Genomic DNA, 15,437 nt, shown 5'->3' with positions numbered 1-15,437 from the left:
GACGGCCAACTGGGTGAGCAGCGAGATCTGCCAGACTGGCGGCCGTGACCGCCGACGCACCGACCGCCCGCCACCAGCGCTGGCGGACGCTCGACACCGCCGCCGGCGGACTCGCCCTCGACCTGGGTCTCTACACCGTGTCGGCCCTGTTCGCGGCGATCACCGCGAGCACGGCGACCCTCCTGCCGCACCGGGCCTGGGGTGCCGTCGCCGCCGTCGGCTACCTGTTCGCGACGCTGGCGGTGGTCGTCCAACTCGTGCTGCGCCGACGCAGCCCCCGGCTGGCCGGCCTCGGCTCCCGCTGGGTGGTGACGGGCTTCGCCTGGGTGACCACCGCACTGGTACCCGTGCTCTGGCAGAGCATCGAACGGGCCAACGGACGCACCGACCGGGCGCAGGAAGAAGTGCTGGTCGTCGAGCAGGCCGGCATCCGACTGCTCGACCACGGCACCCCGTACCTCGGTCGGGACGCGATCGCCGCTCTACCACCCGCTGAGCAACTACTCGGATACACGCCGTACCAGCCGGGCATGGCCATGTTCGGCCTGCCCCGAGCCCTCGTCGACGTCTGGTGGACCGACGCCCGGGTGTGGTTCGCGCTGGGCACCGCGCTGGCGCTCGCCCTGGCCGTGGTCGCGCTACGCGCCGCGCCGGCCACCCTCGACGCGAAACACCGGCGGGACGCCGCCCTGCTGCGGGGAGTGCAGGCCGCCACCGTCCTGCCCGTCTGCGCGCTGACCCTGGCCACCGGCGGCGACGACCTACCCGTACTCGCGCTCTGCCTGCTCGCCCTCGCGCTCGCCGCGGCCGGACGGCCGGGCCGGGCCGGTCTCGCCGTCGGCCTGGCCGGCGCGCTGAAGCTGTTCGCCTTGCCGATCGCCCTGGTCCTGATCGTCTGGGGTCTGACCCGGCGAGCCGGCGCCCGGGTCGCGGCCGGCGCGATCGGGCTACCCGTGCTCGCGCTGCTCCCGGCGTTGCTCGTCGACCGCGGGGCCCTCACCGAGAACGTGCTGCGCTTCCCCCTCGGCCACGGCCTGGTCACCAGCCCGGCGCAGTCCCCGTTCCCCGGCCACCTGATCGCCACCACCCTGCCGGGAGGCCGGCTGATCGCCGCCACCCTCCTGGTCGCGGCCGGCGCGGCCATCGCCGTCCGGCTCGCGCGACGCCCGCCCGGCACCGCCGCGACCGTCGCTTCGATCTGCGGGTACGGGCTACTCGCCGCCATCGCCCTCATGCCCTCCACCCGGTTCGGTTACCTGCTCTACCCGGTGGCGCTGCTCGTCTGGGCACCCGCGGTGCACCGCCCGGAGCCCGCACCGACCACCCCGACGCCCGAGCACCTGCCCGGTCGGGCCACATCGGCGTAACCGGCGGGCGAAACGACGTCGCACGGCGTACACCTGAGGGCATGACCACCTACCGCGACCGCGCCGAGGCGGGCCGGGTGCTCGCCGAACGGCTCACCGCCCTGGTCGGTGACCCGGACGCCGTCGTCCTCGGCCTGGTCCGCGGCGGCGTACCGGTGGCCCGGGTCGTCGCCGAACGGCTCGGCGTCCCCCTCGACGTGCTGGTCGTCCGCAAGCTCGGCATGCCCTGGGCGCGGGAGGTCGCCTTCGGCGCGCTCGGCCCCGGTGGCGTGCAGGTGCTCAACGACGCGATCGCCAGCCGCCTCGGCAGCAACGACATCGCCGAGGTCAGCCACCGCGAACAGGTCGAGTTGGAGCGCCGCGAGCGGCTCTACCGGGGCGGTCGCCCACCGCTGGACCTCACCGGACGCGTCGCCGTGATCGTCGACGACGGTCTGGCCACCGGCGCGACCGCCCGCGCCGCCGTCGAGGTCGTCCGCCGGCTCGGCGCCCGCCGCGCCGTGGTGGCCGTGCCGGTCGGCGCCCAGGAGGCGTACGAACTGCTGGCCGCCGAAGCCGACCAGGTCATCTGCGCCCAACGCCCGCCGGAGTTCGGCTCGGTGAGCGTCTACTACGACGACTTCCACGAGGTTTCCGACGACGAAGTCATCGAGGCGCTCACAGCAATCGCTTAGGTCGACCGGGTACCGTCGGGTGATGAGTGACCTCATCTGTCCCAAGTGTCGCGGCGAGATGCGCCAGTACGAGCGCAGCAGCGTCGTCATCGACCAGTGTGGCGAGTGCCGGGGCATCTTCCTCGATCGCGGCGAGCTCGAGAAGCTGTTCGAGGCAGAGGCCAACTGGAGTCGCCAGCAGGCCGGGCCGACCGCGCCAGTCCAGCAGCCGGGCGGTTACGCGCCCCCACCCCCGCCGCCGCCCGCTCAGCACCAGCCCGGTTACGGCGCCGTCCCGCCACCGCCACCCCCGCCGCCGGCGCACGGCTACCCGCCGGCGCCTGCCCACGGCCACCAGCAGCAGCAGCACTACGGCTACCACGGCCACTACCGGCACAAGAAGCGCAAGAGCTTCCTCGACGAGATGTTCGGCTGAGCCCAGCCGAGTCTTCGGCCCGGGTCGATCCACGTCGACCCGGGCAACGCCGCGAGTGATTGGTTGGCGCGGCGGTCCGTGCGAGGCTGCATCGCATGACCGCCACCCGGCACGACGAGGCCCTCGCCGAGGCGTACGACGGCATCACCGCAGTGGTCGACGGCCTCGACGACGCTGACCTGCAACGGGCCACCCGATGCCAGGGCTGGCTCGTCGCCGACCTGCTCCTGCACGTGCTCGGCGACGCCCAGCGGGCACTGGTGGCCCTGGCCAGCCCGGTCGACGGTCCAGCCGACGTGGACGACGTCTCCTACTGGCGCGGCTTCCCGGGCGGCGACGAACAGGCAGCCCGGCACGCCTGGTGGATCCGGCGGTCGGCGTCCGCCTTCGACCGGCCGACGGCCATCGTCCGGCTGTGGCGGGAGACCGCCCCGGCGGCGGTCCGCGCCGCCGGGTTCGCGGACCCCGAGGGGTACGTGGCCACCCAGGGCCACGTGCTGCGCGTACCCGATCTCCTGGCCACCCTGACCACCGAGGCCGTGGTGCACCACCTGGACCTCACGCCGGAGCTGCCGGCCGCGCCGCCTCCCGGACCGCTGGCGGTGGGCGTGGCGGTGTCCACCATGGAAGGCCTGTTGAGCGACGACGCCGTACGCCCCGCCGGATGGGACGACCAGGAGTTCCTGCTGAAGGCGACCGGCCGGCTGCCGCTCACCGACCGGGACCGGCTGGAGTTGGGCGAGGCGGCGGGCTGGTTCCCGCTGCTGGGGTGACGTGATGAACCATGGACACATGGATTCTTCAACCGACATGCTGCCGAAGATCGGTGCGCCGGCCACCCGCGCCTTGCACAACGCCGGTTACACGACTCTGCGCGAGCTGGCCGGGGTGCCCCGTACGGAGCTGGCCGCACTGCACGGCATGGGCCCGAGGGCGCTCGACATCATCCAGGCCGCTCTCGAGAAGCACGACCTCAGCCTGGGGTGACGCCTGTCTCGAGCCGTTGCCCGGGCCGTCCGGGGATCGGCGAGCCGTACGGTGCGCCGAGGACGCCGATCATCCGATGGCCATGTCCACGAATCGCGACAGGTGCAGTTGGGCCGCGACCGTCACCGTGTCGGTCGGACCATTTCGATGCTTGGCAACGATGAAATCCGCTTCGCCCGCCCGCGGTGACTCCTTGTCGTAGTAGTCGTCGCGGTGCAGAAGGATGACAACGTCGGCATCCTGCTCAATTGATCCCGATTCACGCAAATCGGACAACTGTGGGCGCTTGTCGGTGCGCTGTTCCGGGCCACGGTTCAGCTGGCTGACCGCGATGACCGGGCACTCGACCTCCTTGGCCAGCAGCTTGAGGCCACGGGAGAGGTCGGCGACCTCCTGCTGCCGACTCTCGGTGCGCTTGGGCGAGGTCATCAGCTGGAGGTAGTCGACCACGATCATCTTGAGGTCGTGCCGCTGCTTGAGTCGGCGGGCCTTCGCGCGAATCTCCATCAGGTTCATGCTGGGCGTGTCGTCGACGAACAACGGCGCCTCGCTGATCTCACCCATGCAACGGGCCAGCTTGGTCCAGTCGTCGTCGGAGAGCTGCCCGCTGCGCAGCACGTGCAGCGGCACCCGCGCCTCGGCCGAGAGCAGTCGCATGACGATCTCGACCTTGCTCATTTCCAGCGAGAAGATGGCAGCGGCCTGGTTGGCCCGGATAGCGGCATTTCGGGCAAAGTCCATACTTGCGGTGCTGTTGTGGGTCGGGATCATGGACCGACCGGCCAAATACAGGTGGTCGTCGTTGTCGACAGTCACGCACCGCACCGGCACGCTGGGAGTCGGCCGGACGTCTACGATGAACCGACAACCCGTTCGCGCGGAGCCCTCCCCCCGCCGTCGTGCCACATGCGCATCCCGCTTTCGGGCGAGCCCGAAGACCTCGTCCGTCGTCGTGAAGTTCAAGTTGTACGCGACCGACGTCTCCGGCTTGCGTCCCTCGACTGCCTTGCGACTTATTGAGCAGCGGTAACCGAGGCTGACGATCAGCTCGTACACGTCTGCGGCCAGCCGCTCCGAGGTGCTGGTGAACTGAACATTTCCCGTACCGGTGACAGTCCCATCGGTGTCGAGTAGTCCCGCAAGTAGGGCGCGGCGCTGCGCTTCGGACGCGCGCAGGTAGGCATCGGGGATGTGCTTGACGTTCAGCACGCCCAACTCTCGCAGGCTTCGCACCAGTGACGAAGGACGGTTCCCGCAGGCCACACAACCATTCCGACGCCGGTCGCAGACCGGGCAGCTCTTGGGCAGGATTGTGTAGAGGGTCGAGACAGAGCGTGACCCCCTGATCTCGAAGCCGTCCTCCTCGATGCGCCGGAGAATACCCGGGTCAACGGTGGTGATCCGGCTGTCGGCGCTGCTGCCGTCACCCAACCAGGCACCAAGGGTGTACGGCGGGATAGGAAGTAGCCGGTCGGGAAGGTTGAGCGGGGCTGCATTCGTGACCGCGTGATTGAGACGACGGTCTGCGGTCTCCGTGCGAAGCGTCGCCCGAATCTGCTCGGTGGTGAAGACCCCCGGATGCACGCTGTCAGCCAAAGTAGCGGTCCACCGCTCCACGCGGTTGCGTAAACCCGCGTAAAGCGCTCGGGCGGGATACGCGCGCCCGGGGCGCGCACCCGGCCTGCCGCGCATGGTGGGGGAAACCCCTAGCGGTATATCCCGGGTGACCCGCTCAGCGGTGTGCACGAGTTCCGCTCCGACCGAGCTGGCCAACTCGTTGATGGTGACAGTGTCCGTGCTCGAAGCGGTTGCGGCAGCGATGCGGAGTCGCTCGACGGTCTCCGGACGCCAGTGGTTGCGGCGCCTGACGTCACCCGCTCTGCGGCTCGCGCGGGTGGTGGTTTTCCACAGATGCTCGGCGTCGGCGACGAGGACCGAGCCGTCGGAGAACTCGACCTCGTAGCACGGGCGATCGTGACGTACTTCGAAAGCGTGCGTGACAGCGGTGGGATGCCCGTCGGCACCGATCAGCCGGTCGCCGACCTTGACCTCACCCATCGTGGTCCAGCCATCCGGCGTCGGCAGCGGGGTGTCGAGCGCGAGCGCCTTGCCCAAACCAGGCCGGCCGGCCACGATGATCAACTGTCCCGCGTGCAGGCCGTTGAGCAGCCGGTCCAGGTCGCTGAAGCCGGTCGGCACGCCCGTCATCACGCCGCCCTGCGCGCCCACCGCCTCGATCTCGTCCAGCGTGGGCTGGAGCATGTCGGCCAGGATCGCGAAGTCCTCGCTCACCCGGCGTTCGGTGACGTCGTAGACGGCCTGCTGGGCGAGGTCCACGACGTCGTCGACGTCGCGGCTGCCGCCGCTGGCGGTGCCGTAGCCCAGCTGCACGATCTTGGTGCCGGCCTCGACCAGTCGACGCAGCACCGCCCGCTCGCTGACGATCCGCGCGTAGTACGAGGCGTTCGCGGCGGTGGGAACGCTGGCGATGAGGGTGTGCAGATAGGGCGCCCCACCGATGCGGGCCAGGTCGCCCGAGTCGGTCAGGGCGGCGGCCACGGTAATCGGGTCGGCCGGCTCACCTCGACCGTAGATGTCGAGGATGATGTCGAAGATGGTGGCGTGCACCGGCCGGTAGAAGTCGTTGGTCTTGAGGATCTCGACGACGTCGGCGATGGCGTCCTTGGAGAGCAACATGCCGCCGAGGACGCACTGCTCGGCAGCGACGTCCTGGGGTGGAGTCTTGTCGAACTGGCCGTCCCGCTGCACGGGTGGCTGGCCGTTGCCGGACCGGGCCTCCGCCCGCATGTCGTCGGTGACCGACACCGGTCCCCCCTCCACTGCGTCGGATCCGTCCCAGCTCTACCGCCCGGGTACGACAGTTCTCCCGACCGAACCGGTCGATCGGGGGCCATCGCGCCGGCGGTCGAGGGCCAACCATACGGACCCCGAGGTCAGCGACTCAACAAGCACGGTGGACGAGCCTTGGGACAACCTGTGGACGCCGGTGGACGAGCATGTGCGCAGGGTGTGCACAGCCTGTGGACAACCGCTGGGGAATTCTCGGCCGCAGGTCGTTGACCTGGTGATATGCGGTCCCCACCCTGTGGAGGAGAATATTTCGGTCGGTTCTTTTACACGATCTTCCCGTACTATCTCCAGCGAACGGCTACACCTGGACAGCGGATCACGCTTTGGGTTCAGAAGGGTCACACTCCGGCCGTGAGTTACCGGGACTGGGGACGCGGGGAGGGCAGCCCGCGGGAGCGTCCATCAACCGCCTCGCGGGGTCAGCCCGCGCTGCCCGCTCCGGCCGATCCGTACGACGACGACGCGCCCTACCGCACCTCCAGTCGACGGCGTGCGCGGGACCGTGGGCAGGACGAGCCGGTCGACGCCTACCTGCCGCGGTGGGCGCTGGAATCGGGCGTCCAGCGTGCCGACGGTGGTGGACGACACGCCGCGCCCGACGAGGCACAGGACGAGGTGGAGCCGGAGCGTCCGAGCTCCGGTGCCGGTTGGCGCAGCGCCGAGACGACGGGCAGACGCCGGGCTGACGCGAGCGGTCGGCGCGAGCAGCGGGCGATCGGTACGAGTGGTTGGCGCGAGCAGCCAGCGATCGGCTCGGGTGGTCGGCGCGAGCAGCCGGCGATCGGCGCGGGCCCCGAATCGGACCACACCCGGGAGTGGACGCTCGACCGTCCCCAGGAGCAGGGCTATGCGGGCCGCCGACGCGCCGACTCGGCGGAGGAGGAGCCGGTCTCCGGCGCGGCCGCCGACCGTCGTCCCCGTCGCGCTCCGGCCGGTCGTCCGCAGGTGATCTGGTCCGGTGGGGACCTGGAGGCCGGCCCGGCCGAGGCGACGTCCCGCCCGGAGGTGAGCCGACCGACGCGGCGCAGCCGGCGCGCGGCGGAGGAGTCGTGGACGCGTCCGGCGGTCGATCCCTGGGAACGCGGGTCGGAGCGGCCGGCGGAGCCGGATCCGTCGTACGCGCCCGCGGTGGACCCGTGGGACGCGTCGGGTGTGCACGCCTGGCCGCCGCCCGGCCCGGACACCACGGACCTGAGCGGGCAGTGGTCGCAGGGGGAGAGTGTCGGTGGTTGGGAGCGGTCGGACCGCACCGGCCAGTGGGAGCGGTCCGCGGTCGAGGACGACCAGTGGGACCGGACGCTGCCACCCCGCTCGGATCGACTGACGGAGGGATGGCCGAGCCGGGACAGCGGTTTCTGGCCCGGTACGCGGTTGTCCGGTGACGATCCGCGCTGGATGGACACCACGACGACGTCGGCGCCTCGGTCGCCGGTGGTGGGTTACACCGCGCCGCGACCGCGTAGTGCGCCCGTACCCCCTTCCGGCACCGTGCGTCGGGCGGACCGGTCGCCGGTCGGTACGGCGGCGGTGCGGCGGCGGGTCGAGTCGGTGGCGACGGGCGGCTGGGCGCGGCGTCTGGAGGATGACCTCCTCGACCCTGATCCCGGTGGCTCGGTCCGGCCGCTGCTGTACACGACCGCCTGCTACGTGGTGCCGGCTGTGCTGATCTTCCTGTGGTTGCTGACGCTGGACGGGCAGGCGCCCGCCGGTTGTGTCACCGACATCAGTGGGGGTGGCTGCGACTCCGCACGGTCCCGTGCGTTGGAGTCGTTGCTCGCCGGCTCGCCGCGTTTCGGGTTGGCGCTGGTGAGCAGCCTGGTGGTGGCGGCGCTGCTGCGGCGCGTCGGCACGACGTGGCGGTCGGCGACGATCGCGCTCGCCGCGGCGGTGGTCGGTGGTGGTCTGTCCACGGTGCTGATCAGCGCGGTGACCGGTCAACCGATCGGCTGAGGCTGGCGAGCCGGGCCACTTGTGGAGTATGCGCGAAGGCCCGCACCGATCGCTCGGTGCGGGCCTTCATCGTGGTCCAGCGGGTCGTCAGCCCTGAACGACGTTCAGGTTGAACGACGCGGTGACCTCGGGGTGCAGCTTGATCTTCACCGGGTAGGTGCCGGTCGACTTGATGTGACCGGGCACCTCCAGCCGACGACGGTCGAGGACCGGACCGCCGGCGCCCTTGACGGCGTCGACGATCTCGGCCGAGGTGACCGAGCCGAAGAGCCGCCCGCCGTCGCCGGCACGGGCCTTCAGGTTGACCTTGAGACCCTCGAGCTGGCCCTTGACCTCGTTGGCGTGGTCGAGGTCGCGGATCTCGCGGGCCGAGCGGGCCCGCTTGATGACCGTGACCTGCTTTTCCGCGCCCTTGGTCCAGGCGATCGCGAAGCCCTGCGGCAGCAGGTAGTTACGGCCGTAGCCGTCCTTGACCTCGACGATGTCGCCCGGGGCACCGAGGCCGGACACTTCCTGAGTCAGGATGATCTTCATATCGGTGCCTCCTCTCAGCGGGCCGTTGCGGTGTACGGCAGCAGCGCCATCTCGCGGGCGTTCTTGACCGCGCGGGCAATCTGCCGCTGCTGCTGCGAGGTCACGCCGGTGACCCGCCGAGCGCGGATCTTGCCGCGGTCGGAGATGAACTTGCGCAGCAGCGCCGTGTCCTTGTAATCGATATAGGTGATCCCGTCCTTGTCGAGCGGGTTCACCTTCTTCTTAGGCTTGCGAAGTGCCGCAGCCTTGGCCATTGACCTTGCTCCTGGTTTGCGATCGCGGGCGCTCGGCGCCATTAGAACGGAGGCTCCTCGTCGAAGTTGCCGCCCGAACCGGCACGCGCGGGAGAGGGTGCGGCCGAAGCCCAGGGGTCGTCGAAGTTGCCTCCGCCGCCACCCTGGCCGCCACCACCACCGAAGCCGCCGCCACCGCCACCGGAGCGGGACATCTTCTGCACCTTCGCCGTGGCGTAGCGCAGCGACGGGCCGATCTCGTCGACCTCAAGCTCGATGACGGTGCGCTTCTCACCCTCGCGGGTCTCGTACGACCGCTGACGCAGCCGGCCCGAGACGATCACGCGGGCGCCCCGCTGCAGCGACTCGGCGACGTGCTCCGCCGCCTGACGCCACACGGTGCAAGCAAGGAAGAGCGGCTCGCCGTCCTTCCACTCATTGGTGGTCTTGTCCATGAAACGGGGCGTCGAAGCGACCCGGAACTTGGCGACCGCCGCACCGGACGGGGTGAACCGCAACTCGGGGTCATCGGTCAGATTGCCGATGACCGTGATGGTGGTGTCTCCTGCCATGACCATCTCCTCGCGCACTCAGCGTCTCGTCGTACAGGCTCTCAGAGCCGTACGACAGAGTCGCGGAGGCTGATCCGGGCGAACCGGGTTGAATGCCGGACAGAATGCTTAGCGCATCTCCGGCCGGATGACCTTGGTGCGCAGCACGGACTCGTTCAGCCGGAGCTGGCGGTCCAGCTCGGCCACGGCAGCAGGCGTGGCCTGCAGGTCGACGACGGCGTAGATGCCCTCGGCCTTTTTGTTGATCTCGAACGCGAGGCGCCGGCGGCCCCACACGTCCGTCTTCTCAACCGAGCCACCCGCGGTCCGAATCACGTTCAGGTACGTGTCGAGCGACGGGGCGACGGTGCGCTCCTCGAGGCTGGGGTCGAGGATCACCATGATCTCGTAATGACGCAAGACGTGCTCACCTCCTGTGGGCTAAGCGGCCACGGTCCTTCCGTGGCAGGAGGTCGTGCGTCGCTGCCCGCACGTGCCGGGGGAACCCGGCCGGACGCGGACAACCTGACCAGGATACCCGGTCCGGACGATCATGCCCGGGGCGGTCGGGTCGGCGTCGGGGCATGCCGACGGGGGCCCGCCTTCCGACCGTCACTGGTCGGTGGCGAGCCCCCGTCAACGAGGCCGCGGAGCGTCCCGTCCGCATTCCTTGGGTGGGACCTGGGGAGGAACGACCACACCGATGAGGTTGGACCGGAGACGCCCCGCGGAGCTTTATCGTGTTGTTATCTGACGATACAACGGCTGTCGTCCCATGTAGGGGGAAAAGGCAGAAATTTCCGAGATTCTGGATCCGGGCCGATCTGGTACGACGACGGGTCTCCCCCCGCGACGCCGGGCCGCGCCGCAGGGGTGACCTCGCTGGCGGGCCGACGAACACCCGGTGGCCGTACCCGGGCGCCTCGTCGCGCCCAGCCCCGGGCCCCGCTCGTCGGATCCCATTCCGTCAACGATCGTCCGACGGCCGGAGTGACGACATCGCGCCGACCGTCAGCACGGCCGTCGGGGTCCCGACGTAGGCTCGCTGCCATGCGTATCGGAGCCCACGTCGATTCGACCGACCCGCTGGCGGAGGCAGCAGCACGGTCCGCCGACACCGTGCAGTTCTTCCTCTCCGACCCGCAGGGATGGAAGGCACCCAAGCCTCGGGAGGACGCCGAGCGGCTGCGGGCCACCGACGTCGACCTCTACGTGCACGCGCCGTACGTCATCAACGTGGCAACCCTCAACAACCGCATCCGGATCCCCAGTCGCAAGCTGCTGCTCGGGCACGCGACCGCGGCGGCCGAGATCGACGCCAAGGGCCTGATCGTCCATGGTGGGCACGTCAACGCCGGAGACGACCCGGCGGTCGGCTTCGACAACTGGCGCAAGACCTTCGCGTACGCGGCCGACTCCGGCGGGTTCGGCGTGCCGGTCCTCATCGAGAACACGGCCGGCGGCGACAACGCGTGTGCCCGCCGGCTGGACGCGCTGGCCCGGCTCTGGGACGCGGTCGGCGACTACGAGGTCGGCTTCTGCCTGGACACCTGCCACGCGTACGCCGGGGGTGAGGAGCTCCTCGGCCTCGTCGACCGGGTCAAGGCGATCACCGGCCGGATCGACCTGGTGCACGCCAACAACTCCAAGGGCGCGTTCAACTCGGGGCAGGACCGGCACGACAACCTCGACGGCGGGACGATCGACCCGGAGCTGGTGGTGGCGGTGATCCGCGCCGCCGGGGCACCGGTGGTCGTCGAGACCCCGGGCGGCGTCGCGGGCCAGGCCGCCGACATCGACTTCCTGCGTCAGCAGCTCCCGACGGAGCGCCCGGCAGCATGACGACCGGCCAGTCCAAGCCCGGGAAGGCTCGGCCCGCGTCCACCGGCGACGAACCCATCCGACCGGCCGCGCCACCCACCGGTGACACCCCGGCCGTCTCGCCCGCAAGCACCACGAACGGCGTGACCCGCGACGACCCGGCGCAGGGGAAGGCTCGCACGAGCGCCAACACGGCCGCGAAGGGCGCCGCCGACGAGCAGGCCGGCGCGAACACCGCCGGCGCGGCCGCGAAGGGTACCCCCGGCAGGAACGGTCGCGCCAAGAGCGGCGCGGAGAAGGCCAACAGGGCCAAGAGCGCCGGTACGACCAGCGACGGCGAGAAGAAGGCCGACAGCGCGAAGAAGGCCGACGACGCCAAGGACGCCACCGCCAAGGACGCCGAGTCGACCGCGAAGGCGACCGACGAGGCCAAGCCGGTCGACCCCGACCGCTGGGAGGCGTTCGCCTCGGCGCCGGAGCCCCGGCCCAGCTGGCTCACCCGGGCCGCCCGCCCGGTGGGCCGGTCCCTGGTCCACGAGTGGACCCTGGCGGCCCTCGCCTCGTTGGCGCTGGCCGTGCTGATGACCTGGCCGACGCTGCGCTACCCGCGCTACACCCTGCCGCAGGACACCTGGGACCCGAGCCTCCAGGCCTGGCAGATGGCATGGTCCGGCCACATCCTGCTGGCCGACCCGGCCCGCCTGTGGCAGTCGAACACGTTCTTCCCGGAGCTGTGGAGCTTCGCGTTCTCCGACACGCTGCTCGGCTACGCCCCGGCCGGGATGCTCGGCAGCGGCCCCGAGGACGCGGTGCTGCGCTACAACATCATGTTCGTGCTGGCGCACGCGCTCGCCACGCTCGGGGCGTACGCCCTGGCCCGGCAGCTCGGGGCCGGCCGGATCGGCGCCGCCGTCGCCGGGGTCGGCTACGCCTACGCGCCGTGGCTGCTCGCCCAGGCCGGGCACCTGCACGTGCTCTCCAACGGTGGCATCCCGCTGGCCCTCGCGATGCTCGCGCGGGGGCACGGCTGGTCGCTGCGCCACGGCTACCGGCCCGAACGACGGCACGACGGCTGGGTGTACGGCGGTTGGCTGGTGGCGGCCTGGCAGATCAGCCTCGGCTTCGGCATCGGCCTGCCGTTCGCGTACTTCCTGGCCGCCGCCGCGCTGGTCGCCGCTGTGCTGTTCGGAGTGAAGTGGCTGCGGTCCGGTCGTACCCTGCCGTTCGGCCGCCGGCTGCTCGTGGCCGACCTGGTCGGCGGGGTCTTCTTCGCCGGGGTGGGCGCGCTGATGGCGTTCCCGTACTTCCAGGTGACCGAGCTGCACCCGTACGCCGAGCGGAGCGTCGGCGACATCGCGATCTTCTCGCCGCCCGCGTCCGGCTTCGTGACCGCGCCCGCGGAGTCGCGGATCTGGGGTGGGTTGCACGAGGGTGCCCGCGCGGCGCTGCCGTTCCATGCGGAGATGACGCTGCTGCCGGGCTTCGTGCTCTACGCGCTGGCGTTCGGCGGGCTGTTCTTCTCGGTCTGGCGGCTGCGACACCGACTGTTCCTGCTCGGCGGTGTGCTGGTCACGATGGTGTTCGCGATGGGCACCCGCTTCTTCGACGGCACCTTCACCTACGTGCCGCTGTTCGAGCACGCGCCGGGCTGGAACGCGCTGCGTACCCCCGGGCGGTTGATGCTCTGGATCACGTTGCTGCTCGCGCTGCTCGCGGCGGGCGCGGTCACCGCCCTCACCGACCGGGTCCGTGAGCTGGCCGCGCAGCGGGTGCCGTCCTGGCCCAGGCCGTGGCTGCGGATCGCCACGCTGTTGCCGCTGCTGCTGGTCACCGTCGAAGGGTTGAACACCACCCCGCATCCGGTGGTGCCGAGGCAGCCCGCCGCGATGCGCTCGGCGGAGGGTCCGCTGCTCGTGCTCCCCAGCGACCAGGGCCTCGACCAGCACGTCATGCTGTGGTCGACGAGTGGATTCCCGGACGTGGCGAACGGCGGCAGCGGCTTCACGCCCCGGCAGCTCGACGAACTCCGCCGGGCCAGCCAGTCGTTCCCCGACCCGAACAGCGTCAACTACCTGCGGACGTACGGCGTGCGGACGGTGGTGCTGCTACGCGACGAGGTGCCCGGCACGCCCTGGGAGATCACCATCGACGCGCCGGTCGAGTCGCTCGGCATCACGCGCCAGGAGGTCGGCGACGCCGTGGTGTACCGGCTCTGATGCCCGGCCTTGGGGCGGTTTGCGGGGGGAGCCCGCCCGGCTCCGGGCGGTCAGGCTTGATCCCTGCGCCGGGCGGGCTCCCCCCGCAAACCTGACGTGGTTCCGGCGCGTCCGTGCCTGAGGATCGATCAGGTCGCGGTTGCAGTCTGTGGCTCGGGCTCGGGCTCGGGCTTGTTCCCGGGGCGGCGCCAGCGGTCCAGCCAGGGGGCGTCCGGTGCGCCGTCCAGTACGCCGCCGTCCGGGTCGTCGGCGTAGGTGGCGCGTACCGCGTCCTGCTCCGGGTGCAGGATCTCCCGCACGACCAGCACGCACAGGGTCACCACGGTCGCCAGCCGCAGCGTCGAGGCCAGCACGAACACCCCTTCGGGGAAGACGGGACGGCTGGTCGCCGCGCCCAGCAGCTCACCGTAGAACGCCACGAAGTAGCAGACCTCGGCGAGTTGCCAGGCCAGGAAGGCACCCCACTTCGGCCGGGCCAGCACCACCAGCGGCAACATCCAGAGCACGAACTGCTGGGACCAGACCTTGCTGAAGATGAGGAACGCGGCGACCACCAGGAAGGCGAGCTGGGCGAGCCGCGGCCGGCGCGGGGCCCGCAGCGCCAACACCGCCACGCCGATGCAGGCCAGCCCGAACAGGGCGTACGAGATGGTGTTGAGGGTCGGGATGTTGGTGTTCAACCATTCGAACGGGCCCTGCTCGCCGGGGTCGTTGCCGACCTTGCCGTCGAGGTAGCGCCCGATGTACCAGAGCGTGCCCCAGTCGATCGGCCGGGTGGTGTTCAGCTCGAAGAACCGACCCCAGTTGTCGGGGTTGGCCCGGTAGGCCGGCAGGTTCACCAGCACCACGGCCACCACCGCCGCACCGAGCGCGGTGAGCGCGGCGCGGAGCCGGTTGGCCCGCAGCGCCAGGACGAGGATCGGCCCCAGCAGAAACAGCGGCCAGAGTTTCGCCGCACCGGCCAACCCGAGCAGCACGCCGGCCACCACCGGTTGTCGCCGGGCCCAGGCCAACAGACCGAACGCCGCCAACCCGATGGCGAGCAGGTCCCAGTTGACGGTGGCGGTGAGCAGCAACGCCGGGGCGAGCGCGAACAGGGCGGCGTCCCAGGGTCGTCGGCGGCGCAACGCGAGGATCACCGCGACAGTGGCCACGGCGAGCGCGCCCAGCACGAGCGCGTTCAGGTTGTAGAACCACTGACCCTGGTTGATGCTCGGGTCGCCCTTGCCGATCGCGTGCACCGGCAGACCGAGGGCACCCATGAAGTAGCCGGTGAGCACCGGGTACTCCACCGGGTGATCCCGGTAGGGCACCTTGCCCTCGTTGAGGCCCTCAGCGTAGTAGAGGGCGAGGACGTCGGTGTAGCAGAACCGGTTGTACTGGACGTTGTTCTGCCAGGCGCCGTCCTGACACGGGGATTTCTGCACCCAGTGCAACGCGAGCGTGAGGCAGACCAGCGCCAGGACGATCCGGACGGCGGTCCAGAATCGGCGTTCCTGCCCGGCCGGCCGGTCCAGTGCCGTCGCGTGGTCGCCCAGCGGCCCGCCGATGGCGCCGGAGAGGCCGCGGACGAACCCGTCGGAACGGGACGGGTGGTCGGTGGTTCCGGCGTCGTCGATGCCGGGCGTCGACTGGGTGCTCATAGAGAGGCATCCTGCCGTACTCGCAGCGGTGCGTCATGTACTCGTCTGCCCGCCGTGGTCACAACCCGGGCGGTCGACAAGCGACGAGTGGCCCGTACCGCTACGGCAACCGCCGGCCGGACAGGTCGTCCGGCCGGCGGCGGCGTGTGCGCTGTGGCTCTTGTTCCAGGGTGGT

The 15,437-nt window shown here is 70.8% G+C and carries 14 protein-coding genes; 8 read left to right on the top strand and 6 right to left on the bottom strand.

Annotation, left to right across the window (positions count from 1 at the left end; all coding sequences use genetic code 11):
• The first annotated feature begins 44 nt into the window (after positions 1–44).
• From ACLQ25_RS12490 to ACLQ25_RS12470, 5 genes are all read left to right on the top strand, one after another.
• Complete coding sequence (locus ACLQ25_RS12490; RefSeq protein ID WP_425731040.1) at positions 45–1,367, top strand: glycosyltransferase 87 family protein; 1,323 nt, start codon at positions 45–47, stop codon at positions 1,365–1,367.
• A gap of 41 nt (positions 1,368–1,408) precedes the next feature.
• Positions 1,409–2,041 carry a phosphoribosyltransferase gene (locus tag ACLQ25_RS12485; RefSeq protein WP_425731039.1) on the top strand — a complete coding sequence of 211 codons (633 nt, stop codon included), beginning with the start codon at positions 1,409–1,411 and terminating at the stop codon, positions 2,039–2,041.
• A 22-nt stretch (positions 2,042–2,063) separates the two neighbouring features.
• Positions 2,064–2,456: a zf-TFIIB domain-containing protein gene (locus ACLQ25_RS12480; RefSeq protein WP_425731038.1), complete on the top strand. Its 393-nt coding sequence runs from the start codon at positions 2,064–2,066 to the stop codon at positions 2,454–2,456.
• A 95-nt stretch (positions 2,457–2,551) separates the two neighbouring features.
• Entirely contained in the window at positions 2,552–3,229 is a 678-nt protein-coding gene (locus tag ACLQ25_RS12475) for a maleylpyruvate isomerase N-terminal domain-containing protein (protein ID WP_425731037.1), read from the top strand.
• A gap of 19 nt (positions 3,230–3,248) precedes the next feature.
• Positions 3,249–3,443: a DNA-binding protein gene (locus tag ACLQ25_RS12470; RefSeq protein ID WP_425731036.1), complete on the top strand. Its 195-nt coding sequence runs from the start codon at positions 3,249–3,251 to the stop codon at positions 3,441–3,443.
• Between the two features lie 69 nt (positions 3,444–3,512).
• Here ACLQ25_RS12470 and dnaB read toward each other — a convergent pair whose 3' ends face one another.
• Positions 3,513–6,284 (bottom strand): replicative DNA helicase, encoded by a 2,772-nt coding sequence (dnaB, locus tag ACLQ25_RS12465; protein WP_425731035.1) that lies wholly within the window; start codon positions 6,282–6,284, stop codon positions 3,513–3,515.
• Positions 6,285–6,665: 381 nt separating this feature from the next.
• On the opposite strand from dnaB, the gene ACLQ25_RS12460 reads away from it, so the two are divergent.
• On the top strand, positions 6,666–8,264 hold the full coding sequence (locus tag ACLQ25_RS12460) for a hypothetical protein (protein ID WP_425731034.1): 1,599 nt from the start codon (positions 6,666–6,668) through the stop codon (positions 8,262–8,264).
• Positions 8,265–8,351: 87 nt separating this feature from the next.
• Here ACLQ25_RS12460 and rplI read toward each other — a convergent pair whose 3' ends face one another.
• The 4 genes from rplI to rpsF all read right to left on the bottom strand — a co-directional run bounded on the left by rplI (position 8,352) and on the right by rpsF (position 10,002).
• Positions 8,352–8,798, bottom strand: a complete 447-nt coding sequence (gene rplI, locus ACLQ25_RS12455; protein WP_425731033.1) for a 50S ribosomal protein L9 — start codon at positions 8,796–8,798, stop codon at positions 8,352–8,354.
• Positions 8,799–8,812: 14 nt separating this feature from the next.
• On the bottom strand, positions 8,813–9,052 hold the full coding sequence (gene rpsR, locus ACLQ25_RS12450; protein ID WP_007073789.1) for a 30S ribosomal protein S18: 240 nt from the start codon (positions 9,050–9,052) through the stop codon (positions 8,813–8,815).
• Positions 9,053–9,093: 41 nt separating this feature from the next.
• Complete coding sequence (locus ACLQ25_RS12445; protein ID WP_425731032.1) at positions 9,094–9,621, bottom strand: single-stranded DNA-binding protein; 528 nt, start codon at positions 9,619–9,621, stop codon at positions 9,094–9,096.
• Between the two features lie 90 nt (positions 9,622–9,711).
• Positions 9,712–10,002 (bottom strand): 30S ribosomal protein S6, encoded by a 291-nt coding sequence (gene rpsF, locus ACLQ25_RS12440; RefSeq protein WP_007453836.1) that lies wholly within the window; start codon positions 10,000–10,002, stop codon positions 9,712–9,714.
• A gap of 630 nt (positions 10,003–10,632) precedes the next feature.
• Here rpsF and ACLQ25_RS12435 point away from each other — a divergent pair.
• Both ACLQ25_RS12435 and ACLQ25_RS12430 read left to right on the top strand, forming a co-directional pair.
• Positions 10,633–11,424: a deoxyribonuclease IV gene (locus ACLQ25_RS12435; protein ID WP_425731031.1), complete on the top strand. Its 792-nt coding sequence runs from the start codon at positions 10,633–10,635 to the stop codon at positions 11,422–11,424.
• A complete protein-coding gene (locus ACLQ25_RS12430) occupies positions 11,421–13,619 on the top strand; it encodes a hypothetical protein (RefSeq protein ID WP_425731030.1) in 2,199 nt (732 codons plus the stop codon). Before ACLQ25_RS12435 ends, ACLQ25_RS12430 begins: the two co-directional genes overlap by 4 nt.
• 128 nt (positions 13,620–13,747) lie before the next feature.
• Here ACLQ25_RS12430 and ACLQ25_RS12425 read toward each other — a convergent pair whose 3' ends face one another.
• Positions 13,748–15,262: a glycosyltransferase family 87 protein gene (locus tag ACLQ25_RS12425; RefSeq protein ID WP_425731029.1), complete on the bottom strand. Its 1,515-nt coding sequence runs from the start codon at positions 15,260–15,262 to the stop codon at positions 13,748–13,750.
• Positions 15,263–15,437 lie beyond the last annotated feature (175 nt).

This window comes from Micromonospora sp. DT44 (assembly GCF_049841635.1).
Taxonomy (GTDB): Bacteria; Actinomycetota; Actinomycetes; order Mycobacteriales; family Micromonosporaceae; genus Micromonospora.
The sequence above is the reverse complement of the archived record's forward strand: the minus strand, read 5'-3'. Positions and strand labels throughout refer to the sequence as shown.

Bases quoted from the DNA above. Each gene is read 5' to 3' on its own strand.
- ACLQ25_RS12485 (WP_425731039.1), top strand. From the start codon at position 1,409: ATGACCACCTACCGCGACCGCGCCGAGGCGGGCCGGGTGCTCGCCGAA.
- ACLQ25_RS12480 (WP_425731038.1), top strand. From the start codon at position 2,064: ATGAGTGACCTCATCTGTCCCAAGTGTCGCGGCGAGATGCGCCAGTAC.
- ACLQ25_RS12475 (WP_425731037.1), top strand. From the start codon at position 2,552: ATGACCGCCACCCGGCACGACGAGGCCCTCGCCGAGGCGTACGACGGC.
- ACLQ25_RS12470 (WP_425731036.1), top strand. From the start codon at position 3,249: ATGGATTCTTCAACCGACATGCTGCCGAAGATCGGTGCGCCGGCCACC.
- rplI (WP_425731033.1), bottom strand. From the start codon at position 8,798: ATGAAGATCATCCTGACTCAGGAAGTGTCCGGCCTCGGTGCCCCGGGC.
- rpsR (WP_007073789.1), bottom strand. From the start codon at position 9,052: ATGGCCAAGGCTGCGGCACTTCGCAAGCCTAAGAAGAAGGTGAACCCG.
- ACLQ25_RS12435 (WP_425731031.1), top strand. From the start codon at position 10,633: ATGCGTATCGGAGCCCACGTCGATTCGACCGACCCGCTGGCGGAGGCA.
- ACLQ25_RS12430 (WP_425731030.1), top strand. From the start codon at position 11,421: ATGACGACCGGCCAGTCCAAGCCCGGGAAGGCTCGGCCCGCGTCCACC.
- ACLQ25_RS12425 (WP_425731029.1), bottom strand. From the start codon at position 15,262: ATGAGCACCCAGTCGACGCCCGGCATCGACGACGCCGGAACCACCGAC.